This window comes from Nakamurella sp. A5-74 (assembly GCF_040438885.1).
Taxonomy (GTDB): domain Bacteria; phylum Actinomycetota; class Actinomycetes; order Mycobacteriales; family Nakamurellaceae; genus Nakamurella.
In genome coordinates this window covers 2,061,054-2,084,747 of sequence record NZ_CP159218.1, presented here as the reverse complement: position 1 = coordinate 2,084,747, position 23,694 = coordinate 2,061,054, and the positions used below count along the sequence as shown (strand labels likewise).

Genomic DNA, 23,694 nt, shown 5'->3' with positions numbered 1-23,694 from the left:
CGGGTATGGTGACGACATGGCGCGACCACGCAAGTTCGACGAGAAGGACGTTCTCGTCGCCGCCCATCGGCGGTTCGACGAGACCGGCTTCCACGGCACCTCGGTCGGCGATCTGTCCCGTGCGACGGGGCTCAGCAAGGGCAGCCTGTACGGCGCATTCGGCGACAAGGAGACCCTGTTCCAGCGAGTGTTCGACGACTACTGCACGACAGCGGAGCAGAGCGGTGCCGCGCTGGTCGTAGGCCCCGAAGACCTGGCGCTCGAACGGGTCCGTACGTGGCTGCGGGCATCGGAGGACGACACCGAGCGACGCGGCTGCCTGCTGGCCAAGGCCACGGCCGAACTGGCCTGGGAGAACGACGCCGTTGCGGCCCGGTCGCTCGCCACCTTCGAAAGCCTGCTCGACAGCTGCCGGCGGGTCATCGAGCAGGCGCAGAGCGCGGGGCACATCGATCCAGCCGCCGACGCCGGGGTGCTCGGCGGTCTGATCGTCACCACCCATCGCGGGCTCGAGGCGCTCGCGGAAGCGGGGGTGGGCATCGAGACGAGGAACCGCATCGCCCAGGCAACGGTGGACACCCTCCCGCGGCCCGTCGCCTGACCTGATCAGTGCCCCCGTCGCTGATCACAGCTGCGCGGCGACGCGACCTGCTCCTGTGGTGGGGCGAGTGGGGCTCGAACCCACGACCTGACGGATTATGAGTCCGCTGCTCTGACCGACTGAGCTACCGCCCCGCCGGGGACGATACCGAACCCGGACCCTTGCGCTGGTCCCGGCCGACCCCGGCGCCGGCAGGCCGTCCCCGAACCCAACAAGCTGTGGGCGTTCCCCGTGGCGGATCGGTGTGCTGGGCGTGGCGGACCATCGAGGTATCGGGTCGTGGGCACTCCCGGCCGTGGGCTATCCTTTTCAGCGCAGGTACTGATCCTCCCGGGGGTCGGCCCGGCAGCCAGCATTCCCCTGTAGCTCAATTGGCAGAGCAGCCGACTGTTAATCGGCAGGTTATTGGTTCGAGTCCAATCGGGGGAGCCAGGAGCAGCACAGATGGACGAGAAACCCCCACTGACGTGGGGGTTTTCTTTTGCCCTCAGCAGCGCACGTCATCCCCGTTACGCTCAATCAGGGATGCAACGCCTCAATCGGCGGGATCTCAGGGGGATGAGACGCCCCCGCCTCCTCCCGAGGACCTGCAGGTCTACGGTCCGCCGGCACACGACAGGGACGCCCATCCCCGTCGTTGCCGGCCCGATCCCCCGAATGACGGCCGACGGCAGCCACAGCTTAGTCAAATCAGCACAAGCCGACCGTCGAAGCCCCGTCGCCAGTGCTGTCCAGCGCAGTCGGTGAAGTCGAGTAGCACACGCAACTCGCGCGGAGGTGCCAGTACAGTCAGGTCGTCGGTCGGGTTCGCGTGGCCCTCACTGTGCGGCGAATCAGCCCCACCCGCTCAGCTCGAACCAGGAGCAACATTTCGTCGGGCATCGGCTGGCCAACGGTGGCCTCGACATCGAAGATCGGGAGCCCTGATGTGTTGGCAATGATGGCCTGCCAACTACGAGGGCTGTTGTGCTTCCCAGCTCGGAATTCTCGAACCCAGGCAGCAACTAGCTGAGCCTGCTCTTGACGGTCGCGTTCGAGCTGCCTCGTGTCCCGCGCGTCTTCGTGGCGCTTTGCGCTCAGCGCCAGCCAGCCGGCCACACTCGCCAGTGCTACTGCCGCCCACGATGACCAAGATTCCCAGTCCATGTGGATCAAGCTACGGGGCGACCCGCTTGCGATGAGCTCGAAACTCAACCACCGCACCGATCAACATCACTGGGCCGATCACGGACATGAACACGACGTACCAGGTTGGGCCGGTGTCTATTGCGGTCAGCCCAAGAGTGAGCCAGGCTGCCCCGCTGATCTCATAAATCAGCCACGTCCAGCGCTGAAACCATGTCTCCGCGACCTGCCGTCGCGCGGTCACTGCTGGACTTCCTCGGCGTCACGCGCCAACCGCTGCCGGTGCACCCGAAACTCGGACGCGGCAAGCCCTAGGTTCCCGACTCCCAGTGCTGTCATGATCCACGCCCACCAGGCGGGAGCCGGACTGTTCAGGAGCAGCAAACCTCCCCCGGTGACCATGAGCCCGCTGATCCCCCAGATCAACCATGTCCAACGGTGGAATCGAGTTTCGGCGATCGGTGCGCCGTCGGGCACCGTCACCGTGCGGTCCTGCGTGCGGCGCGGCGTCTCTGCCACTCGGTGGCCATGAGCGATGAGCCGATCATGGCCGTCAGGAATATGATCCCGAACAGAGGGCGGCCTGTGAGTGTGCCAACAAGCAACCCGACCAGCGGCGCCATTGCAAGGGCTACAAGAACCCGCACCCAGCGGGGCCACGGTGGTGGGTTCAGCGGCATGCGGTCAGCCTGTCATGGTCTGAGTCTCGGCGAAGGGTGTTTCCTCTTGATTGAACGTCCTTCGACAGTCCGACAGCTTCAGTCGAAGAACAGTTGGTCCCCGCTGCTGAGCCTCAAGGCCAAGTCGCCGTTGGGATCTCGGCTGACCAAGGCACCGTCCGTGACCGCGGCCATCGTTCGGAAGACCCGCCTCCGCCAGTTGCGGGAGCTCCTATCTGCTAGACCGGATCGGGGCCGCGAAGTGTTGCAGCCCGCTGATCGAGCCCCGGCCGAAACCCGGCTAGCAGGAGGGATTGGTCGACCCGGCGCCAAGTGGATGACGTCCAGCTCGGTGGACACGCCATGTGCCCAGTTCGACAGATGCTCAGGTATCGGGCTCTGTGCACGTCAGGATGCTCTCGGACGGGTGACAGACGCGACTGGCCCGGGGTTTTCAGGAAGAGTGGTGACATGGTCGTGGGGAGACTGAACCGGTTGGCAATCGGATCGTCAGCAGTGAACATCGTGGCGATCGTCTTCCTGCTCACCGTGCTGACCGATCCGCCCCTCGTGATGTGGATCTTGGGAGTGATCGGCATTGGCGGCAGTTCGGTCGGGATCATCAGCGAGATCCGCCGAGCGAAGCGGGCAGCGGCAGACCCGTGGGGCATCAGCCCTCAGGCCGGCAATGCTCTACCGCCGGGCGGGGGCAGGGGATAACCGGCTCGCTTGCCGGATTGCGCTACTCGTCGACCCCGGTCGTCCCGGAGCCTGCTCCCCCGGCGCGCAGTTCGATCACCACGCGTTCGGCAGCGGCCAGGAAACCTGGCGTCTCCCGATCGGCGCCGGCGTCCAACCGGAGTTGGGGGAGCACACCGTCGACCCCGGCCACCCGGCGGATCGTCACCCAGCCGCCCGCATCGGGCCACGGCAGGTGCCGGGACGCGATCACCGACGATCGGACCCGGTGGTGGATCTGATCCGTGAGGCGATTCGCCCGTCCGATCCGCAACGACAGCGTGGGCGCATCGACCACCAAGTCCCCCGCGCCGTCGGCGAACGGCGCCACCCAGCGCAACGGCACGATCTCCAACACTCCGTCGTCCAGCCGCACCCTGGCGATCTCGAACCAGCTCAGCGAGGTCGGGACCGCCTCGCCCCGCGCAAGGAGCAGCCGCCGGCGGGTCACGGCCAGCTCGGCGCCCACATCGTCCCGCGCCAGACCCAGCACCACCTCGTCGCTCTCCAGTACCTGGGCGATCCGCGGCGGGGCGGTCACCGTGCGGCGGAACAGGCTCATGCCGCACCGCCGCGCGCAAGTTCCATCAGCGCTCGTCGGTACCGGATCACCGCACCCAGATCGGCCTGCAGCGCGTTGGCCCGCGCGCGGTCGCCGGCCGACTCTGCGCGGAGCAACGCAGACCGCAGCTTTTTCTCGTCCGCCGCGGCGGCACGTTCGCCCATCGCGGCGATCACCGCACCCGCGTAGCTGGAGTCCGGCTCCCCGGAGCCGTGCCGTGGCGGCTCCACCGCCAACTCGTGCACCAGCGACCGCAGACCTCCGGCCGGCATCTGCTCGGCAACCCGCGAGGTCCACACCACCCCGCTGGACGTACCTATTCCGGAGGTGGCCGAGATGGCTTCGTGGACCGCGCGGTAGGACGGGTGGGTGAAGCTGTCGCCGGCCACCTGCTCGGCGTAGTCGGCGGCCACCATCGCCGGGTACTGCAGCGCCATCTTGAGCACTTCCCGCTCGACGGAGCTGGTGCGGTCCTGGGGGTCGGGTCGACGGAACGTGGTGGCGGCAGCGCGCGCGTCGGTCGACGCCTGGTCACCCGCGGCACCTGCTCCTGGCCGACCGGACGTTCCGCGCTCGGCGCTCCCGCGTTCGGCACTCCCCCGTTCGGCACTCCCTCGCTCGGCAGCGCTGCGCTGGGCTGCGGCCTGACGGGCGATCTCCCGGCGCACCAGTCCCTGGATGTCGGTGGTCTCGGCGCCGAGCCGGCCGGCCAACTCGCGGGTGTAGTCGGCCCGCAATCGTTCCTGCTTGATCCCGGCGACCAGCGGCACGGTGGCGGCCGTCGCGGCCACCCGTCCCTCCGGCGTCTCCAGGTCGTAGTCGGCCAGCACGGTCTGGATGGCGAAGGCGAACAGGTTGGTCCGGCCGTCGACCAGGGCGCGCACCGCAGCATCACCCCCTTGCATCCGCAGTTCGCAGGGATCCATCCCGTCCGGCGCGATCGCCACGTAGGTGTTGGCGGCGAACCGCTGGTCGGAGTCGAACGCCTTGAGCGCTGCCTTCTGGCCGGCAGCGTCACCGTCGAAGGTGTAGATGACCTCGCCGCGGATCACGTCGTTGTCGAGCAGGTAGCGGCGCAGCACGCTGATGTGCTCGTCGCCGAAAGCCGTACCGCACGAGGCCACCGCCGTCGTCACCCCCGCGAGATGCATGGCCATCACGTCGGAGTACCCCTCGACGATCACCGCCTGGCGCTGCTTGGCGATCTCCCGCTTCGCCAGGTCGAGCCCGTAGAGCACCTGCGACTTCTTGTAGAGCGGCGTGTCCGAGGTGTTGACGTACTTCGCCTGGATCCGGTCGTCGTCGAAGAGCCGGCGGGCACCGAACCCGACGACGTCGCCCGCGGCATCCCTGATCGTCCACAACAGCCGTCGATGGAACTGGTCGATCGGGCCGCGCTGCCCCTCCCGCGCCAGGCCGGCCTTGTAGAGCTCCTGCAGCGAGAAGCCCTGTTTCACCAGCGCTTTCGTCAACCTGTCCCAGCCCGACGGCGCGTACCCGCAGCCGAACGATCTGGCCGCCTCCATGTCGAAGGCCCGCTCGGTGAGGAACTGGCGGGCCGGTGCGGCCTCCTCGGTCTCCAGCTGGCCCGAGTAGAACTCGGCGGCCGCCTTGTTCGCGGCGATGAGCCGCGCGCGGGTGCCGGGTTCGGAGCGGGTCGAGGTGCCACCCTCGACCCTGGCCAGGGTGATGCCGACCCGGTCGGCCAGCCTCTCGACGGCCTCCAGGAAACTCAGGTGCTCCAGCTGCGCGATGAAGGAGAACACGTCGCCGCCCTCACCGCAGCCGAAACAGTAGTACGAACTCTGGGCCGGGCGGACGTTGAACGACGGAGTCTTCTCGTCGTGGAAGGGGCACAGCCCCTTCAGGTTTCCGCCGCCGCTGGGACGCAGCGCCACGTACTCGCCGATCACCGACTCGATGCGATTGGCGTCGCGGACCCGCTCCTTGTCCTCATCGGTGATCCGTCCTGCCACCGCACGAGTCTATGTCGCCACCCGGACAGCCCGACCAGACGCTGACCGGTCGGTTCAGGATCCTGTCAGCCGGGCGTGCCAGCGATGGGCCTGGCTGTCCGTGAGCGAGGCGACCTGGTCCAGCACCGCGCGCAGCCGACCGGCATCGTCGGCAGCGGCGGCGAAGCGTGGTCCGTGCTGGGCGTCCATGGCTTCGCTCCCCCGTTCGGTCAGCGCCACCACCAGCGCCTGCAGGATCTGCTGCTGACGATCTTGCAGCGCACGCCTGGCCGGGTCGTCCATCACGTAGTGCACCGCGATCGCCTTCAGCATGGCGACCTCGGCGCGCAGCTGCGGCGAGACGACCAGATCCGCCGCGTACCGGGTGAGCGGCGCGTCGCCGTACTCCGCTCGGGTGGCCGCCACCGCACCCGTCACCAGTCGCCCGGTCAACTCACTGGTCGTGCTCTTGAGCGCGACCGCGCCCCGCACCCCCGGCCGGTAGCCGACGGCCGGCACGATCTCGGGTCGCTGCAACAGCTCGCCCAGTACCTCGGCCAGGTCTGCTTCGGACTCCCCGGAGTAGCCGCGCCGGGCGGCGATGGCGACCACCTGTCGTTCCTCGGGCGATCGGAGGCGCGCCAGGTCGATCCGGCCGGCGATGATGCCGTCCTCGACGTCGTGCACGGAGTAGGCCACGTCGTCGGCCCAGTCCATCACCTGCGCTTCGAGACACAGCCGGGTCCCCTGGTCGGGCCGGACCCAGTCCAGCACGTCGCGGTCCTCGGCATAGCAGCCGAACTTTCCGCGGGTGTCCGGCGTGGACCACGGGTACTTGATCACCGCATCGAGGGAGGCCAGGCACAGGTTGAGACCCGCCGACTCCCCGGTGGCGGTGAGCACCTTCGGTTCCAGCCGCGCGAGCAGACGCAGGTTCTGCGCGTTCGCCTCGAACCCGCCGACGGCCGCGCCGATCCGGTCGAGCGCATCCTCGCCGTTGTGGCCGAACGGCGGATGGCCGATGTCGTGCGCGAGCCCGGCCAGATCCACCACGTCGGCATCGCAACCGAGCTGGCTGCCGATACCCCGCGCGATCTGCGCCACCTCGAGGGAATGGGTGAGCCGTGTCCGCGGGACGTCGTCCTCGTCCGGCGCCACCACCTGCGTCTTTCCGGCCAACCGACGCAGCGATCCCGAATGCAGCACCCTGGCCCGGTCCCGCGCGAAGGGTGTGCGACCGGAATCCGGCCGCGGTTCGGCACCGGCGAAGGCGGCCGTCTTGGCAGGTTCCGCTACCCGCCGGGCGACGTCGTCGCCGGTGTACCCGGGTGGAATCCGGTTCACAGCACCGAATCCGTGGAGCCGGAGGAGCCCCCGAGTACGAGGTAGTACAGCAGCCCAGCGGTCTCCCGCACGTGGTAGCGCCACTGCACATCAGCTTCGACGGCCGGACCGTCGGTCACCGACGACACCCCGGCCGTGAGGCCGAGATCCTCGGCGATCCGCTGCGCCCGGTAGGCATGGGCCGGATCGGTGACGAGCACGACGTGGGTCCATCCGTGACCTGCGAGCACGCTCGTGGCCGCCCGCAGACTGGTGAGGGTGTCGTTGCCCGTTGGCACCGCGGTGAGTACGCCATCGGGCTGCGTGAGGCCGAGCTTGTCGGCGAGGTAGGCGGCCCCCGCGGCCCCCTCGGTGGTGCGGTCGCCGACCTTGTTGCCGCCGATGGTGACGATCCGCGGCGCCACCCCCGCTGCATAGAGCTCCCGGGCGTGATCCAGCCGAGCCTGCAGCACCGGTGACGGCCGGCCGTTGTACTGCGCGGCACCGAGCACGACGATCGCGTCGACCCGGCCCCGATCGTCGTGCCCGGCGACCTGGAAGCCCCGGACGAACACCCCACCGACGATCAGCGCGGCGAGCAGCGCAGCTCCGGCGACCCAGCGCCCCGCCGCTCGCAGCACAGCTGTGGTGCCCACGCGTCGCCTCCCGGTGTCTGTTTGCGCCGGCCCGGATCCGTGTGGACGACACGGGCCGGCGCGATGCCTTCGCCCGCGATCATGCCAGTCGGGCGTCGCAGACCCGTGTCGCAGTGCCGTGATGAGATGGCGCGATGGGGACCATCGACACGGTGCCGGAGCGCCACCTGCTGCGGGTGGAACGTCGACCGGACTCCCGGGTGGCCATGCCCGAGTGGCTCACGGACATCCCCGCGGTGCGTCAGGTGTTGGACGACGGCTGGGAGATCCCGCCCGGCGTCACGGTGCTGATCGGGGAGAACGGTGCCGGCAAGTCGACCCTGGTGGAGGCCCTGGCCCAGCGGTATCCGCGGCTGGACAACGACCGGGTAGGTCCGGTGGACTCCGGTGACGAGTCTCCGCTGGGCGGGCACCTCAGGCTGCGGTGCGCGCCGATGGCTTCGCAGTCCGGCTTCTTCCTGCGCGCCGAAACGATGCACTCCTACTTCCGCAACCGGGATCGGGCAGCGGGGTGTTCCGAACCGGCGTGGTCGCACACACCGTTGCTGTCTCGCAGCCACGGGGAGGGCTTCCTGTGGCTGTTCGAGGAGGCGTTCTGGCAGCCGGGGATGTACTTCCTGGACGAGCCGGAGGCCGCGCTCTCCTTCGCATCCACCCTCGCCCTGGTCAGCCTGCTGGCCCGGATGCCGCAGGAGGGCTCGCAGGTGATCGTGGCCACCCATTCACCACTCATCGCCGCAACGCCCGGCGCGACGGTGATCGAGGTCGGGGATGAGGGACTCGTCGAAACCCCCTGGCAGGACACCGATCTCGTACGGAACTGGAGCTCGTTCCTGCAGGCGCCGGAACGGTACCTGCGACACCTGCGCTGACCGCGTGAGCAGACCTCAGACGTGCTGCCACCGGACCTGGCGGTGGATGGCGAAGCCGGCCGCAACGAGGTTGCGGGCACTGACCGAATCGGGGGTCGCGGTGGCCACGGCCGACCCGACGCCCGCATCTGCGGCGATCCCGAGACGGTGCTGCAGCAACGCGGACTGCGCCCCGCGACCCCGGCGTGCCGGAAGCGTCGAGGCGCCGCCCAGGACAGCAACCCCGTCGTGGATCGTCAGTCCCGCAGCCGCGATGGAAGTCTGCTGCTCCAGGGCGAGGAACCGGTGGACCGCCGGATGACGGTGCTCGGCGTCGATGAACGCCGCGACCGGGCCGTGGACCTGGTAGCCGGCCAGCAGGACCGTCGTGAACGGATCCTGCGTGCCGGCGGTGACCGGGGGGGCCGGGACCACCGACAGTGACTCCGCTGTCCGGGACGCAGCACTGGTCATCCATGTCGGCCGCACCACAGCCGTCAGCCGCTCGGACGTGGGCCACAGATCCGCGGCCCAGAGCGACGGCTCGCAGGCAGCACTGACCTCGTCGGACAGGACCAGGAACGGCGAAACCTCCTGCCAGCACGGGTCTTCGGCCAGCGCGATCGCCGCCTCCACCGTGTCGACCGTCACGCCGCTGATGGTCGACAGGAAGTCCAGTCCGGGATCGCTGACCAGCACGGCCAGCACCCCGTCCTGCTCCCAGACCCGGAAGGTCCCCGGCAACCCCGCATCACCGGCGGCCGTGCAGGCCAGCGCCATCCGTCGGTGCAACGCGCATGCCGCGTTGTAAAGATCGTTCGACACGTCAGAGCCACCCGCGCTCGTCGGCCAGTCGCACCGCTTCCGCTCGGGTCGAAGCGCCGGTCTTGCCGATCGCCGCCGACAGGTGGTTGCGCACGGTCCCTTCGGAGAGGAACAGTCGTCGAGCGAGCTGCGCGACCGTTGCGCCACCGACGGCCGCGACCAACACGTCCCGCTCGCGGCCGCTCAGCGGTGAGGTCCCCAGGGTCAGCGATTCCGTCGCCAGTTCCGGATCGACCACCCGCAGGCCGGCGTGCACCCGCCGGATGGCCTCGGCCAGCGCCTCCGGCGCCGCATCCTTGATGAGGAACCCAGTCGCTCCGGCCTCCATCGCGCGACGGAGGTAACCGGGGCGGCCGAAGGTCGTCACGATGATCACCCGGCAGCTCGGCATCCGCTCCCGCAGTGCTGCCGCTGCTGCCAGGCCGTCCAGTCCTGGCATCTGGACGTCGAGCAGAGCCACGTCCGGACGATGCTCGAGAGCGGCCGGCACCACGGCGTCGCCCGAGCCGACCGCCGCCACCACCTCGAGGTCGTCGTTGAGATCCAGCAGGGCCTGCAGGGCACCGCGGATCAGGGCCTGGTCGTCAGCCACCAGCACCCGGATCGTCTCCATCGTCACACCGGAGCTAGCTCTGCGCGCACCGAGAACCCTTGCGGCGCAGCGGATCCGACGGTCAGCCTGCCACCCTGCGCTGCGACCCGCTCCGACAGACCGGCGAGTCCGCTGCTCCCGGATTCCGGTGACCTGCCCTGGACGAACCCCTTCCCGTCGTCCACGATCTCGACCCAGCGCGAGCCCAGGGTGACCGAACATCGCGAGGCTCCGGAGTGCCGCACCACGTTGGTGACCGCCTCCCGCACGACGAAGCCGAACAACCGGTGCCCCTGTTCGGTGACCTCGTCCACCGCGCGCGGGAGATCGGCGGCGATGCCCGCGGCCGCCAGGATCGACCGCGCCACCGCGAGCTCGCCGGCCAGCGATGCCTCCCGCATCCCCGATGCGGTGGCCCGGACGTCGGCCAGCGCTCCCCGGGCGATCTGACCCACCTCGTTCGATTCCTGCGCGGCTCGGACCGGGTCGATGCTCGACAACCGCTCCGCCAGTGCAGCTTTCACCGAGATCGCGGTCAACGAGTGGCCCAGGATGTCGTGCAGGTCGCGAGCGATGCGGCGGCGCTCCTGCGCCACGGCTGCCACCGCCAGCTCGTCCTGTGCGGCCCGCAGCTGGATCGTGAGCCGGATGTTGGAGAAGAACGCATGCATCCACAGGGCCATGGCCACCTCGGTAGCAGCCAGTTCCCAGCTGTCGGACCCGGCGATCAGCACCATGGCGGCGCCGATCGCGACGACGGTGATGATCGTCTGGCGCGTGGGCAGCAACGCGCCGGCGAGGATGCCGGGGAACATCAGCACCCCGACGAATCCTGGCCCGACGACGACGATCTGCGCCGCGGCCAGCGTGAGGATCACGATCAGGACCGCCCACCTGGTGCGCAGCGGCGCCGACATCGCCCCTGCGGGCAGGACGGCGTAGCCGGCCATCATGGCAACGAGCAAGACCACCGCCGTCCATCGGGCGCCGGCCTGGGCCGGCTGCGTGAGCAGACCGACCAGGAACACCCCTGCATACAGCAGGGCAACGCTGGAGCCCAGGACCCATTTCGTCGACCCCGGCTCCCACCGCCAGCCCCATCGGCGCAGCATCACGTTCTGCATGTCGGCATTGTGCCTCGACCCCGGACCCACCGGGTCGGAAACGGCAGACCCTGGGATCCAGGCGCGGGTCGAGCTGCTCACACCCGGTCGCCGCTGCGCCGGTAGGCGATGACGCCGATCGCACCCAGGACGATCGTCCAGCCCAGCAGTACCGCGACGCCCATCAGTCGGAGCCCCGAGCCGTCCACCGCGTCCCGCCCGATGCCGGCGATCCAGTAGGTGGGGACGAACCTGGCGAGGTGCTGCAGGAACGCGGAGAACTGGTCGATCGGCACCCACAGCCCACCCAGGATCGAGGTGCCCAGGTAGATCAGCATCGAGATCGGCTGGGTCGAGTCGGGGGTCGCGAGCGAGCCGATCACCAGGCCCAACAGGGCGAACGGGATCGTGCACAGCCAGATGGCCACCGCTGCGACCGCCCACGTCAGCGGGCTGAGCTGCACCTTGCCGACGATCGCACCGAGGGCGAAGACGAGCACGATCGGTGGGACGGCCACCAGCAGCGAGACGAACGCCTTGCCGATCAGGTACCCGGATCCAGGCAGGGCGGACAGCCGCAGCTGACGGTTCCAACCCGTCTGCCGCTCGATGGCGATCCGCGCACCGGAGTTCAGGGCGCCGCCGATCGCGCCGTAGCAGGCCATCGAGATCATCAGGTACGAACTCGCGGTGAGCGAGGATCCGTCACCCGCGTCCTGCTGGCCGTACAGGCCGTTGAACAGCAGGTACATCGCCACCGGCAGGGCGGCGGTGAACACCAGGAAGCGGCCGTTGCGGATGGTGCTCACCGCCGACAGCAGTGCGTAGCGGACCGTCATGGCCACCGGGGACCGCGGTGTGGCAGCCCGTCGGTCGGGGGCGGCTGCGGTGCGGCTGCTCATGACGCTGCTCCTTCGGTGGCGACGAGGCGCAGGAACGCCTCTTCGAGGTTGGCCTGGTGGATCTCGATCTCGTGGATCTGCGGGAACTGTGTCAGCACCGCCCGCAGGGCTGTGTCGGAATCGCTGCACTGCAACGACATCCGGCTACCGACCTGTTCTACGGTGGTCACCCCCGGCAGCGCCGTGAGCTGTTCGCCGGTCGCGTCGGGGATGACGGCTGTCAACCTGCGGCCGCTGACCCGCTCCTTGATCGAGGCGCCGGTACCGTCGGCCACCACCGATCCCTTGGCCATCACGACGATCCGATCGGCGAAGTCGTCCGCCTCCTGGAGGTAGTGGGTCGCGAACAGCACGGTCCGTCCGGACGCTGCGAACTGCCGGATGGAGGCCCAGAACGCCTGCCGCACCTCCACGTCCATCGCGACGGTGGGCTCGTCGAGGACCAGCAGGTCCGGATCTGCGACGACGGCGAGCGCGAATCGGACCCGTTGCGACTGACCACCGGACAGGTTCTGGGTCCGCTGGCCCGCGATGTCGGAGATCCCCGCCCGCTCCAGCGCCTCGTCCACCGCCAGCGGGTGCGGTTGCAGCGCCGCGAACAGGCTCACCAGCTCCCGGACGGAGAGGTCGGGCAGCAGCGCGCCGGACTGCAGCATCGCCCCGACCTGTCCGGTGCGCACCGCCAGGGTCGGCTCGGCGCCGAACAGCGTCACCGAGCCGCGGTCGGGCCTGGTGAGACCCAGGATCATGTCGATGGTGGTGGATTTCCCGGCGCCGTTGGGGCCGAGGAAGGCCACCACCTCGCCGGGGGCGATGCGCAGGTCGACCCCTCGAACGGCCCGCACCTCCCCGAACGACCGGTGCAGATCGCTGATGTCGACGGCGGCCCCGGCGCGCGCTTCCTGCGTGCCGGCAGCGCCCGGTGTGATCGGACTGGTTCTGGTCATGGGACCACTGTCGTGCCACCGCGGGCGTGGCACCCGGATCGGGTGTCACGATCCGACCGTGACATCTGTCAGGGGTCACTGATTCAGGGCGGCGGGTCAGCACTGATTGCTACCGTGCGAGGCATGCCCCGACGCTCTGGACGCCGCCGCCCCGACCGTCTGATCGGACCGCTGGCAGTCCTGCTGCTGATCACCGGGTGCTCGGTCGTCGACGGTGTCGCAGCCACCACCGGCGCCGCGCCGGCCAGGACAGGTGCTTCGTCGGGCCCGACCGCATCGGATCCGACTGCATCGGATCCGGGCGCTGCGGAGCCCACCGCACCGAGCACACCCGGTCCGACCTCGGTGACCCCGGTGGAGACAACGGCCCCGGCGACGAGCGACGGCGCGCCCGCTGAACCCGGGAACGACGATGTGGTGCCGGCACCCGCTGACGAACAAGCTCCCGACGGCATCGGCGCGGTCGGGATCGGAGACGACTACTACCCCGAGTCCGGCAACGGCGGCTACCAGGTCGAGGACTACCACCTCGGGATCTCCTACGTCCCGGAGACGAACCAGCTGCGCGGCACCGCCGACATCGCCCTGACCGTGACCGCCTCGAACGACCTGCGGCGCTTCGACTTCGACCTGCAGTCGCCGATGAAGGTGTCCTCCGTGACGGTGAACGGCATCGCGGCGCAGTTCCGTCAACAGGATGCGGAGCTCGAGATCACTCCCGGCACGGCCTTGAGCGCCCGCACGGGGACGAAGGTCAGGGTCGTCTACGCGGGGAAGCCGACCGCGGTGAACGGCGGCACGTCCGGACTGGGTGACGGCGGCTGGTACCGGACGCGCAGCGGCGGCGCACTCGCGGTCGGTGAGCCGGTGTCCGCGTCGTCGTGGTTCCCGGTCAACGAGCACCCGGCCGACCCGGCGAGCTACACGCTCACCGTGACGGTGCCGTCGAAGTGGAAGGTGATGGGTCCCGGGGTGCCGGTGACGAAGGATCTGCCGAAGGCCCCTGCTGGATCCAGCGTGTTCGGGTGGTACCAGCAGCAGCCGGTCGCCTCCTACCTGGTGCCGCTGTACATCGACACCTTCACGGCCGTCACCGACACCAGTGGACCGATCCCGATCTACTCCGCGATCGCCGCCGGCGACGCCACGGACACGCGGCTGGACGCCGGGACAGGTCGATACCTGCAGGTACTCCAGAAATACTTCGGCGCGTATCCGTTCGACTCGGCGGGCGGCATCTACACCGACGAGAGCATCCCGTTCGCGCTGGAGACGGCGTCCCGACCGGTCTACGCAGACTGGGTCGACGAAAAGACCGTCATCCACGAGCTGGCCCATCAGTGGTACGGCGACCACGTGCTGGTGCGGCGCTGGCAGGACATCTGCCTCAACGAGTGCTTCGCCTCGTACGCTCCGTGGCTGTACCGGGAGGACGTGGACGGCGCCGATCTGGACGCCGAGTGGCACGATCAGATGGCCTCATCCGGTGACGAGGTGTGGGGTATCCCGCTGATCGACATGGGGCCGGGAAGCGAGTTCACCACCGTCTACACCCGCGGACCGCTGGCCATCCACGCGCTGCGGGCGGAGATGGGCGAGACGGCCTTCCTCTCGCTGCTCAAGCGCTGGCCGGCCGAACACGCCGGCAACGCGACCTTCGGCGAGCTGCAGGAGTTCGCCGAGGAGCTGTCGGGCAAGGACCTCGAGCGGTTCTTCCAGGTCTGGTTCCGCGCCACCACGGCGCCGTCCGAGTCGGATTATCCGGCCTCGCTGCGCTGACCGGGGGTCTCGCCGGTGGTCGAGGAAGCAGGAGTCGAGATCTCGCCTGATCGATGACCTGACGGGGTCTCGACACGCTCGTTCCTCGCTGCTCGACCACCTCGAGTGGCGCTGATCGCGCGACGAAGGAGTCGAGATCGCGACCCGACGCTGATCGCGCGACGAAGGAGTCGAGATCCCGCCTTCAGCACCCAGCAGCTTGCTCACTGTCAGGGCAGCGTGACGGCGCCGAGCTCTGCACCTGAGCTGTCGTAGGCCGTGACGGTTGCCGGGCCCGAACTGACCGGGGCGAGGAAGATCCGCAGGCCCTCTGCCCCGGTGGGCACCGCGGCCGGACCGGTGCCGTTGTCGAGGCCGTACAGCCGAGCCTCGACGCCCTGCGGCCGGGCGGGGTCGCGGACCATCACGGTGACGACCTTGCCCGACACGATGCCGCGTACGCCCGCGCTGCGCGCCAGCTCGATGCGTTCAGCGTTGATGATCGCGTTGTCGTTGTGCACCACCAGGATTGCTGTGTTGCCGTTCGTCATCTGAACTGATTGATCCGCGAACTCGGTGAAGCACATCGACCCGCCCCGCTGCCCTCCCCAACGGCCGAAGCCACCCAGGATGGGCGGGTGGTTTGCTGCGGACGGCTCGACCTGACGAGTGGTACCGCTGTCGACGACGGCTGTCGCCTGGGTGGGGCATGCCGGGCTGCCGCCGGTGAACTGGCAGGTGTCCGGGGCGGGGGTCGCATCCGGCTCTCCCGGGGTGATCGCCGGCTGTTCGTATCCGCACGGCGGGACGGGTCCCCCGGCGTCTGACACTTCGGAGGGCGCCAACGGATCGGCCGGGCCGGGTTTCGACGGATGCGTCGAGGATGCCGTCGTCCTGGTGGTGCGCGGAACGACAGTCGGAGGCGTGTTCTGCGGTCCGCTGGACACGCTGACCGCGACCGGGTGTGGCGCAGTGGTCGGAGCCGCCGAGACGGTCTGCCTGGCCCCTGAAGAAGGGGTGGACGCAGCGGAGTCGACTGTCGAACCGGCTGCCCTCGAACCGGTCGAGGATGCGGTGCCGGTCTCGGCGCAGCCGCCGAGCAGCACAGCACTCACCAGGGCGGCGAGGAGAACCTGTGGACGGTGCATGGTCACTCCTTGTCAGAAGTCACCCTGAAGACGGATCGAGCGTACGACCCGGTTGCCTACCCCACACGATCCCGCGACGGCCCCCGGATCTCTCCTTCCTCCGTTCGCACGAGCAGCGACCGAATGCGACTGTCCGGAGCCGCGGAGGAGGCCGATGCGTAGCCCTCTGCAGCGCCAGACGCGCCGGTGAGCCTGCGAACCGGCGCGTCCGAGCGTGTCTCGTCTCGTTCCTCGCTCGACAACCGAGCGGAGCAGCGGCCTCCTCCGCGGAACCGGGATCTCGGTTCCGCGGAGGTCGATCGGCGCGGCATCAGCCCAGCAGGGCTGCCCAGTCGACGACACCGTCGGCGAAGTCGTTGAGCGTCGCGAGCAATCCCTGGCGCGCCGCGCGCAGTGCTGGGTCGTCTGCGTTAACCATCACGTTCTGGAAGAACTCGTCGACCGGCGCGGCCAGCGGTGCCGCGGCGGCAGCGAACTCCGCCACCGACCCACCGTGCCAGTGTTCGCGAACTCCGGTCAGCACCTCGTGCAGCCGGCGCTCGGCATCCTCGACCAGCACGGCCGGGTCGTAGGCCGGCGCGGTGTCCGGACCGACGATCCGCCGTGAACGCTGCAGCGCAGCGCCCAGGGCCAGGAACCCTGCGTCGCCGGCGAGCTGCTGCAGGTCCCGCACCGCCGCGTCGGCTACGGCCGGCGCATCGGCCAGCGGCAGTGCCGCCTGGACGAGCGGGTAGGCCACGGCGGCATCCAGCACCGCCTGCTCGTAGCGCTTGACAATGAACTCGTGGGCCTCGGACAGCGCACCGTCCTGCACCTGGACCCCTTGTGTCACCAGCGAATCGGCGGCTGTTCGCAGACCTACGGACAGGGTGATCGCCGACAGCGCCGGCTGGTCGCGAAGGATGGCCACCACACCGAGCGCGGCGCGGCGCAGACCGAACGGATCGGAGCTTCCGGTGGCCCGGGCGCCGGTGGCGAAGAGTCCGGCGAGCAGATCGAACCGGTCCGCCAGCGCCAACAGCGATCCCGGGGTGCTGCTCGGCAGCGCCGCCCCGGCCGAACGCGGCTGTTCCATCTCGGCGAGAGCTGTTGCCACGGCAGGTGTCTCACCCGCGAGCGACGCATACTCGCGGGCCATCGTCCCGGCCAGACTCGACAGCTCGATGACCATGTGCGTGGCGAGGTCGAACTTCGCCAGCTCGCCGGCCCGCTGGAGGGTTGCGTGATCGTCCCCGTCGACGCCGATCACGGCGCCCAGAGCGCTGGCTGTGACGGCGATCCGTCGCGCTCGATCGGCCATCGAGCCCAGTCCGTCGGCAAAGGTCAGCTTCTCCAGACCCGCACGGTGATCGACCAGCGAGATCTCCTGGTCGGCGCGCCAGAAGAAGGCGGCGTCCTCGTACCGGGCCCGCAGCACACCCTCGTTGCCGGATCGGACGAGATCCGCGTCGACGGTGCCGTTCGCGACCGCGACGAAGTGCGGCAGCAGCGCGCCGTCGGCCGCGGAGCGCACAGGCAGGTATCGCTGGTGCTTGCGCATCACGGTCGTGAGGATGGCCTCAGGAAGGTCCAGATAGCGCGCCTCGAACGAGCCGAGCAGCGGGCTCGGGAATTCCACGAGCGCCGAGATCTGGTCCAGCAGAACAGCTTCGCCGTCCGCGTCGACGATGCCGGAGACCGTGGCAGCCAGCTCGGTGGCGCCGGCGACGACGGCGGCGCGACGGTCGGCATCGGCCAGCACGATGCCGTGTCCGGCCAGGAACGCCGGATAGCCGTCCGCGGAGGTGACAGGCAGTTCCGGATCAGGAGCGCCGCGGTGCACCCGGGTCGTCGTCCCCGAGCTGATCGCCGAGGCGACCACCGGGATCGGCTGATCACCGAACAGTGCCAGCAACCAGCGCACCGGGCGGGCATAGGACAACTGCGGATCCCGCCACCGCATGTTCTTCTCGGCGCGCAGCTCGGTGACCACTGCGCCGAAGATCTCCGCCAACAGTTCGGCCGCTCCCCTGCCGGTGTCGGTGACGACAACACCGACGTGCTCGGCGCCGTCGATCAGCACGGTCTGCAGCTGGGCCACATCGATCTTCTGTCCACGGGCGAAGCCCTGCGCCGCCTTGGTCGGTGCGCCGTCAGCATCGTAAGCGGCCGCCAGCTTCGGGCCCTTCACCGTGCGCTCAGCGTCCGGCTCCCGAGGAGCAACGGCCTCGATCAGCACGACGATCCGGCGCGGCGTGGCCTCGACGGTGATCGCGCCGTGATCGAGTCGGGAGGCGCCGAGCTTGGCCGTGACAGCCGCCAGCACCAGGTCGCGACTCCGGGTGACCTCCGTCCACGGCAGCTCCTCGAGACCGATCTCGAACAGCACGGTCGCCGGCTCGGTGAATTCGGGCAGGGACGCGGGCAGCTCCGCTGCGGGCAATGGCTCGACCACTCCGAGCGGATGACCCAACTCGGCGCGTCGCTCCGCCCACAGCTGCGCGGAGCCGCGGGTCAGGGTTCGCATCCGGGCGAACGCCTTCGCACGTTCGGTGGTGCTGATCGCGCCGCGGGCGTCGAGCACATTGAAGGCATGACTGCACTTGAGCACCATGACGTAGGCCGGAACCGGCAGGCGGAGCTCGATCATCTTCTCGGCCTCGGCGGCGAACTGGTCGAACAGTGCCTGGTTGACGCCGATGTCAGCGTCGTCGAGGTAGTAGCGGCTCATCTCGTACTCCGACTGGCCGTACACCTCGCCGTAGGTGATGCCCGGCGCGTACGCGATGTCCTTGAAGTGCGAGACACCCTGCAGGGCCATCACAATGCGCTCGACGCCGTAGGTGATCTCCACGCTGACCGGGTCGAGGGTCAGCCCGCCGGCCTGCTGGAAGTAGGTGAACTGGGTGATCTCGAGTCCGTCGAGCCAGACCTCCCAGCCCAGGCCCCAGGAGCCCAGGGGCGGGGCCGCCCAGTTGTCCTCGACGAACCGGATGTCGTGCGCGTCGGTGTCGACCCCGATCGCCTGCAGGCTCTCGAGATAGATCTCCTGCGGATTGCCCGGATCTGGCTTCAGGATCACCTGGAACTGGGTGTGCATCTGCAGCCGATTGGGGTTCTCGCCGTACCGGGCGTCATCCGGGCGGACGCTGGGCTCCACGTAGCCGACCCGCCACGGTTCCGGCCCGAGCACCCGGAGCATGGTGGCGGGGTTGCCGGTGCCGGCGCCGACCTCTGTGTTGAACGGCTGCACCACCATGGCGCCCCGTTCGGTCCAGAACCGCTGCAGGGTGAGCAGGACGTCCTGCAACGTCAGCGCGGCCGGGTCGGCGGTGGGACGGGCGGAAGAAGTCGAGGAGGACACGCAGCAAGGTTAGTGCGCACACCTGTACCCCGGGCACCATGGGCCGCTCGGTGCTCGTGCGACTCACGGTCAGTGCTCGACCGTCGGCCGATGGCTGGTGACGACCCCCGTGTCTGCGGACAGCAGCGCCTCCCCCACTCCCGAGCCCGCGATCGCCGTCGACAGCCAGGGGATCACCGTCGTCCGCACGTCGAACGGCGACAGTGCAGCTCGATAGGCGGCCGCGCCGGCGAACTCGGCGATCAGCGTCCAGCTGTCGGCGACGTCGGTGGCGCGGACGTACCGCAATCGACGGCAGGTCGGTTGCGCCGCCAGCAGCTCCACCGCTCCCGGTGGTGCAGCCGCATCGAACCTGGCCACCAGCACGAACAGCTGCTCGTCGCCGTCTGTCGGCAGCGCGGGCCCGGTCACCCGCCCACCAGGTGCGGGCGCGGGCCGTCGGCGCCGCTGCGGATGTGCAACCTGGTCGGGATGCGGGTCTGCAGATCGTCCACGTGCGACACCAGCCCGACGATCCGGCCGCCGTCACGGAGTTCGTCAAGGGTGTTCATCACCAGCTCCAGCGCGTCGGCGTCGAGCGTTCCGAAGCCTTCGTCGATGAAGATCGTGTCGAGGACCCGGCCACCGGACTCCGCGGCGACGACGTCGGCGAGGCCTAGCGCCAACGCCAACGACGCCAGAAAGGATTCACCGCCGGAGAGCGTCTTGGCAGGTCGGGCGACCCCGGTGTGCGCATCCAGGATGTCCAGTCCGAGTCCGCCGCTACGACCGCGGCCCTCCTTGTCCGAAGACCGGACGAACGAGTACCGACCGGACGACATCTGCAGCAGGCGGGCGCCGGCCACGTCGGCGACCTGCCGCAGCCGGGTGGCGAGCACGAACGTGCGCAGCGAGATCCCCCGATGGTTCTGGCCGCGACCCGCCACGGTGTCGGCCAGCGCCGAGATCAACGAATCGTGGGCCAGCACGGGCGCGAGCGAGCGGTGCACCGTGGCCAGTGCCGCGGCGGCCGCGGTCGCGTGCTGCAGCACGGTGGCCGCCGCGCTCTGCTGGGCGGTCGCCGCGTCCGCATCGGCCGCTGCTGTCGCCGTCCGCTGCTGTTGACCGGCCAGGTCGAGCTGTTCGTCCGGATCGATCTGCTGCAGCTCGGGTTCCGCCGCCCGACTCCGGACCGACAGCACCTGGTCCTCGTGCACCCGGATCGACTGCTGGACGGCGTCCAGGTCGATCTCGGCGGCGCGCGTCGCCGCTTCGATGCTGCTGAATCCGGCCGCCTGGACTGCCTGGTCGAGGCGACCGGTGAGCTGACGGACGCGCATTTCGGCGTCGTCGAGTCGATGGATCGCACCCGCCCAGGTCTCCCGGGCTTCAGCGAGGCGCAGCAACCGGTCGCGGTGCTGTTCGATCGAGTCGAACCCGGCGCGGGCGATGCGCAGCCGATCGGCTCGGTGGTCCAGCTGGGTCCGCAACACCTCCATCTCACCGACGACGGCAGAGCGTCGGGCCACGAGTTCCCGCTGGCGCAGACCTGCCTGACCGACCCACTTCTCCAGCGCCCGGATCTCGTCGAGCAGCCGTCGTTCCTGGTCCTGTGCGGCAAGCGAGCTGGTGTGCCGGTCCCGCAGCAGCCGTACCTGCATCCGGAGGGCGTCGGGATCGGCGTCGCCGACGAGGGTGAGGATGCGCACATGGTTCTGGTCCGCGAGCTGCAGAGCCTGTTCCGCACGTCGCCGCCGGGTGTCCGCCTGCAGCTCTGCATTCTCCGCGGCCGCCAGGTCCAGCGCAGGTTCGCCGGCGTCGCCTGCGGTGGCCGGCACCGGATGTTCGACAGATCCACAGACCGGGCACGCGCAGCCGGGCGCCAGGGTGGCGGCGAGTTCGGCGGCCATCCCGGCGATGCGTCGCTCCCACAGGGCCAGCCGTACCTCGCGGCTGTGCTGGTGGTCGTCGATCGACCGCCGGGCGATGGCTCGCGCTCGGGCGAGCTCTTGGGCTGCGGGCGGCAGCGCGTCCACCTGGTCGAGCACCGCACCGACCGCCGCGAGTTCTGCGGCCAGCGGTCCGACCGTCGCGGCGGCAGTGACCGCCTCGTGCAGCTCTTGCCTGGCTCGTTCCAGGCGCCGCTCGTGGCGTGCGCTCTCGGTCTCGACCGCCGTCAGCTCGTCGAGCGCCGCGTCGCGCTCGGTGGTCAGGGCGGCATGTCGCTGCTCATCTCGGGCCTGGGTGCGCGCCTCAGTGACGAGCGCGGTCAACGATCCGGCCCTGTCCCGATCGCCGGCGGCGAGCATGGTCAGATCAGCTGCCGTCGGCTCCAGCACCGCAGGCTCCAGCACCGCAGGGTCGAGCACCGCAGGGTCGAGCACCGCGGGATCCGCTGTCGGATCGTCAGCGGCCCCCGTCGATCCGCTGCCGACCATCTTCTCGAGATGTGCGAGCTGTTGTTCGGCGGCGAGTCCGGCTTGCCGCTCCAGCTCTGCTCCGTCGGTGAGGTCGGTGCTGACCTCGCGCAGGCGAGTGCGCACGGACAGCACCGGGGCGGCCCGGTGCGCGTCGGCCACCCCGCGGCGGGCGGTCTCGATCTCCGCCTCGCGGCCGATCAGCAGGTGTTGTTCGGTGCGAAGCTTGCGGCGGCGCTCCACCAGCTCGGCCCGATGACGCAGGCGCTCCCACGTCGCGACCTCGATGGCACGGACCTGCCGGAGCCGGTCTGCCTCCCATGCCGACCGCCCGGCGGCGTCCCGGAGCTCGTCCAGAACCGGTTGCAGGGCCAGCGGTTCGGCGGGATCGATCGCCTCTTCGTCGTCCGGACGAGAAGCTGCTTGGGTCCACCTGGCCACCGCGGCCCGGTGGTCGGCCAACCGCTCCGTCAACAGGCGGTGCGAATCCCGTCGCATGTCGGCGAACAGCGCTTCGACCCTGGCGAAGCGTCGGGTGTCGAACAACCGCTCCAGCAGTCGTTCCCGCTCCGCGGTGTCGGACCGCAGGAACTGCGCGAACTCGCCCTGCGGGAGCAACACGACCTGGAAGAACTGGTCGGCGGACATGCCGACCAACTCGCCCACCACGTCGCCCACCTCGCGGTGACTGCTGAGGCCCGGCAGCTCGGGGGTGTCGAGGAAGACCAGCGACACTCGCGCCTTCTCCGTCGTCGTACCTGCCCCACGAGCCTTGGGGCGCTGGTATTCCGGACTGCGGGTGATGCGCAACCGGCGTCCGCCGACCGTCAGCTCCAGCGTCACCCAGGTCGGCGTGGCCGGGTCGGCAGCATCGCAGCGGAGCCGCTTCACCTGGCCTCGCGCCCCGGGCACCGTTCCGTAGAGGGCGAACGCGACGGCGTCCAGCAACGAGGTCTTACCGACCCCGGTGTCGCCGTGCAGCAGGAACAGACCGCCATCGGCGAGGGCGTCGAAGTCGACGTCCACCTCGTCCCGGTACGGACCGAAGGCACAGAGCTCGAGCCGGTGCAGCCTCACCGATCTGCGTCCTGCAGCGCCGCGGCCAGCGCCCGGTCGATGATCGCCGACTCCACCGGGTCGGCACCCGCACCACGACACACCAGGAGGAACTCCTCGACCAGTTCGTGATCATTCGCGCCGGGACGGGTCGGCGCAGCGTCGTCGTCGACGGATCCGACAGGTGGCTGCCAGCTCAACGTCACCGCGTGGGGGAAGCGGCTCCGGACCCGGCGCATCGATTCCAGTGGGCGGACAGGATCGGTCAGGGTGACGGAGAGGTAGTGCTCGGCCAGTTCGTCGTGGCCGGACAGCAACTGCTCGAGGGTCCCGCTGATCTCGGCGAGCGGCCGGGGCACCGGCAGGTCGACCGGGGTGACGTCGATGGAGCCTGCACCGTCGATGTCGACGATCAGCACTCCCTTGTGGTGCCCGGCCTCGCCGAAGGAGAACGGGAGCGGCGATCCGGAGTACCGGATGTGGTCGGCGATCCGTTGCCGGCCGTGCAGATGGCCGAGCGCGACGTAGCCGACGCCGTCGAAGATCTCGGCCGACACGGATTCGACACCGCCGACGGCGATCGATCGTTCCGAGCCGCCCGGGACGGCACCGGTGACGAAGGCGTGCGCCAGCACCACGGATCGACATCCCGGCCTGGCGTCGAGGTCGCCGCGGATCCGCTGCATCGCCGCGGTCAGGATCTCCTCGTGCCGAAGCCGCCCGGTGAGCTCCCACGGTCCCCTGACCATCTCCGGATCGAGGTACGGGATGGCGTGGAAGATGACCGGACCGTGCTCGTCGTGCAGCACGATCGGCGTCCCCACTGCACGCACATCCGTACGCAGGTGCAGTCCGCCGGCGTCCAAAAACTCCCGGAATGCTCCCAACCGGGGAGCGGAGTCGTGGTTGCCTGACGACGCGACGATGACGGCTCCCGCCGCCCGGATCGCGGCGAAAGCCCCGGTCAGGACCGAGATCGCCTCGGCCGAAGGGACCGCCCGGTCGTAGAGGTCGCCGGCGATGACGACGACGTCGACCCGGTGCTCCTGCACCAGAGCCGCGATGGCCTGCAGCACCGTCCGCTGATCGGACAACAGATCGACGCCGTGGAACGTGCGTCCCACGTGCCAGTCGGAGGTGTGCAGCACTCGCAT

Annotated in this window: 18 protein-coding genes and 2 tRNA genes; 5 read left to right on the top strand and 15 right to left on the bottom strand. The window is 69.6% G+C overall.

The genetic code is table 11. The annotated features are described in order from the left end of the window. Nucleotides 1-16: 16 nt before the first annotated feature. Nucleotides 17-601, top strand: coding sequence for a TetR/AcrR family transcriptional regulator (locus tag ABLG96_RS09565; protein ID WP_353651102.1), 585 nt, complete (start codon nt 17-19; stop codon nt 599-601). 56 nt (nt 602-657) lie between these two features. Here the strand turns inward: ABLG96_RS09565 and ABLG96_RS09560 are convergent. Next, nucleotides 658-735 (bottom strand) — tRNA-Ile (locus ABLG96_RS09560). A 222-nt stretch (nt 736-957) separates the two neighbouring features. Here ABLG96_RS09560 and ABLG96_RS09555 point away from each other — a divergent pair. Both ABLG96_RS09555 and ABLG96_RS09550 read left to right on the top strand, forming a co-directional pair. After that, nucleotides 958-1,033: transfer RNA gene (locus tag ABLG96_RS09555), tRNA-Asn, on the top strand. 1,868 nt (nt 1,034-2,901) lie between these two features. Then, nucleotides 2,902-3,105 (top strand): hypothetical protein, encoded by a 204-nt coding sequence (locus ABLG96_RS09550; RefSeq protein WP_353651101.1) that lies wholly within the window; start codon nt 2,902-2,904, stop codon nt 3,103-3,105. A gap of 22 nt (nt 3,106-3,127) precedes the next feature. Here the strand turns inward: ABLG96_RS09550 and ABLG96_RS09545 are convergent, their stop codons facing one another. Genes ABLG96_RS09545 through ABLG96_RS09530 form a run of 4 tightly spaced genes read right to left on the bottom strand, consistent with a single transcriptional unit; the run spans nt 3,128 to nt 7,619 of the window. Beyond that, a complete protein-coding gene (locus ABLG96_RS09545) occupies nt 3,128-3,685 on the bottom strand; it encodes a hypothetical protein (RefSeq protein ID WP_353651100.1) in 558 nt (185 codons plus the stop codon). After that, complete coding sequence (gene dnaG, locus ABLG96_RS09540; protein ID WP_353651099.1) at nt 3,682-5,661, bottom strand: DNA primase; 1,980 nt, start codon at nt 5,659-5,661, stop codon at nt 3,682-3,684. The genes ABLG96_RS09545 and dnaG overlap by 4 nt, the downstream gene beginning before the upstream one ends. A gap of 54 nt (nt 5,662-5,715) precedes the next feature. Further along, complete coding sequence (locus ABLG96_RS09535) at nt 5,716-6,975, bottom strand: deoxyguanosinetriphosphate triphosphohydrolase (RefSeq protein ID WP_353651450.1); 1,260 nt, start codon at nt 6,973-6,975, stop codon at nt 5,716-5,718. Between the two features lie 5 nt (nt 6,976-6,980). Then, a complete protein-coding gene (locus ABLG96_RS09530; protein WP_353651098.1) occupies nt 6,981-7,619 on the bottom strand; it encodes a YdcF family protein in 639 nt (212 codons plus the stop codon). A gap of 134 nt (nt 7,620-7,753) precedes the next feature. Here ABLG96_RS09530 and ABLG96_RS09525 point away from each other — a divergent pair, with 134 nt between their 5' ends. Further along, a complete protein-coding gene (locus tag ABLG96_RS09525; protein WP_353651097.1) occupies nt 7,754-8,491 on the top strand; it encodes an AAA family ATPase in 738 nt (245 codons plus the stop codon). A 15-nt stretch (nt 8,492-8,506) separates the two neighbouring features. Here the strand turns inward: ABLG96_RS09525 and ABLG96_RS09520 are convergent, their stop codons facing one another. From ABLG96_RS09520 to ABLG96_RS09500, 5 genes are all read right to left on the bottom strand, one after another. Further along, on the bottom strand, nt 8,507-9,295 hold the full coding sequence (locus ABLG96_RS09520) for a GNAT family N-acetyltransferase (RefSeq protein ID WP_353651096.1): 789 nt from the start codon (nt 9,293-9,295) through the stop codon (nt 8,507-8,509). 1 nt (nt 9,296) lies between these two features. Beyond that, a complete protein-coding gene (locus ABLG96_RS09515) occupies nt 9,297-9,908 on the bottom strand; it encodes a response regulator transcription factor (RefSeq protein ID WP_353651095.1) in 612 nt (203 codons plus the stop codon). Between the two features lie 2 nt (nt 9,909-9,910). Next, on the bottom strand, nt 9,911-11,011 hold the full coding sequence (locus ABLG96_RS09510; RefSeq protein ID WP_353651094.1) for a sensor histidine kinase: 1,101 nt from the start codon (nt 11,009-11,011) through the stop codon (nt 9,911-9,913). Between the two features lie 77 nt (nt 11,012-11,088). Further along, the gene (locus ABLG96_RS09505) at nt 11,089-11,892 is read right to left on the bottom strand and encodes an ABC transporter permease (protein WP_353651093.1); all 804 of its coding nucleotides are present in this window, start codon (nt 11,890-11,892) and stop codon (nt 11,089-11,091) included. Next, nucleotides 11,889-12,839, bottom strand: coding sequence for an ABC transporter ATP-binding protein (locus ABLG96_RS09500; RefSeq protein ID WP_353651092.1), 951 nt, complete (start codon nt 12,837-12,839; stop codon nt 11,889-11,891). The genes ABLG96_RS09505 and ABLG96_RS09500 overlap by 4 nt, the downstream gene beginning before the upstream one ends. 123 nt (nt 12,840-12,962) lie before the next feature. Here ABLG96_RS09500 and ABLG96_RS09495 point away from each other — a divergent pair, with 123 nt between their 5' ends. Beyond that, the gene (locus tag ABLG96_RS09495) at nt 12,963-14,618 is read left to right on the top strand and encodes a M1 family aminopeptidase (protein ID WP_353651091.1); all 1,656 of its coding nucleotides are present in this window, start codon (nt 12,963-12,965) and stop codon (nt 14,616-14,618) included. 209 nt (nt 14,619-14,827) lie between these two features. On the opposite strand, the gene ABLG96_RS09490 is transcribed toward ABLG96_RS09495, so the two are convergent. The 5 genes from ABLG96_RS09490 to ABLG96_RS09470 form a co-directional block, all read right to left on the bottom strand. Further along, nucleotides 14,828-15,745, bottom strand: coding sequence for a hypothetical protein (locus tag ABLG96_RS09490; protein ID WP_353651090.1), 918 nt, complete (start codon nt 15,743-15,745; stop codon nt 14,828-14,830). A 310-nt stretch (nt 15,746-16,055) separates the two neighbouring features. After that, nucleotides 16,056-19,088, bottom strand: a complete 3,033-nt coding sequence (locus ABLG96_RS09485) for a glycine--tRNA ligase (protein WP_353651089.1) — start codon at nt 19,086-19,088, stop codon at nt 16,056-16,058. A gap of 69 nt (nt 19,089-19,157) precedes the next feature. Then, nucleotides 19,158-19,499, bottom strand: coding sequence for an antibiotic biosynthesis monooxygenase (locus tag ABLG96_RS09480; RefSeq protein WP_353651088.1), 342 nt, complete (start codon nt 19,497-19,499; stop codon nt 19,158-19,160). Continuing rightward, the gene (locus ABLG96_RS09475; RefSeq protein WP_353651087.1) at nt 19,496-22,561 is read right to left on the bottom strand and encodes an SMC family ATPase; all 3,066 of its coding nucleotides are present in this window, start codon (nt 22,559-22,561) and stop codon (nt 19,496-19,498) included. The genes ABLG96_RS09480 and ABLG96_RS09475 overlap by 4 nt, the downstream gene beginning before the upstream one ends. Beyond that, nucleotides 22,558-23,694: an exonuclease SbcCD subunit D gene (locus ABLG96_RS09470; RefSeq protein WP_353651086.1), complete on the bottom strand. Its 1,137-nt coding sequence runs from the start codon at nt 23,692-23,694 to the stop codon at nt 22,558-22,560. Before ABLG96_RS09470 ends, ABLG96_RS09475 begins: the two co-directional genes overlap by 4 nt.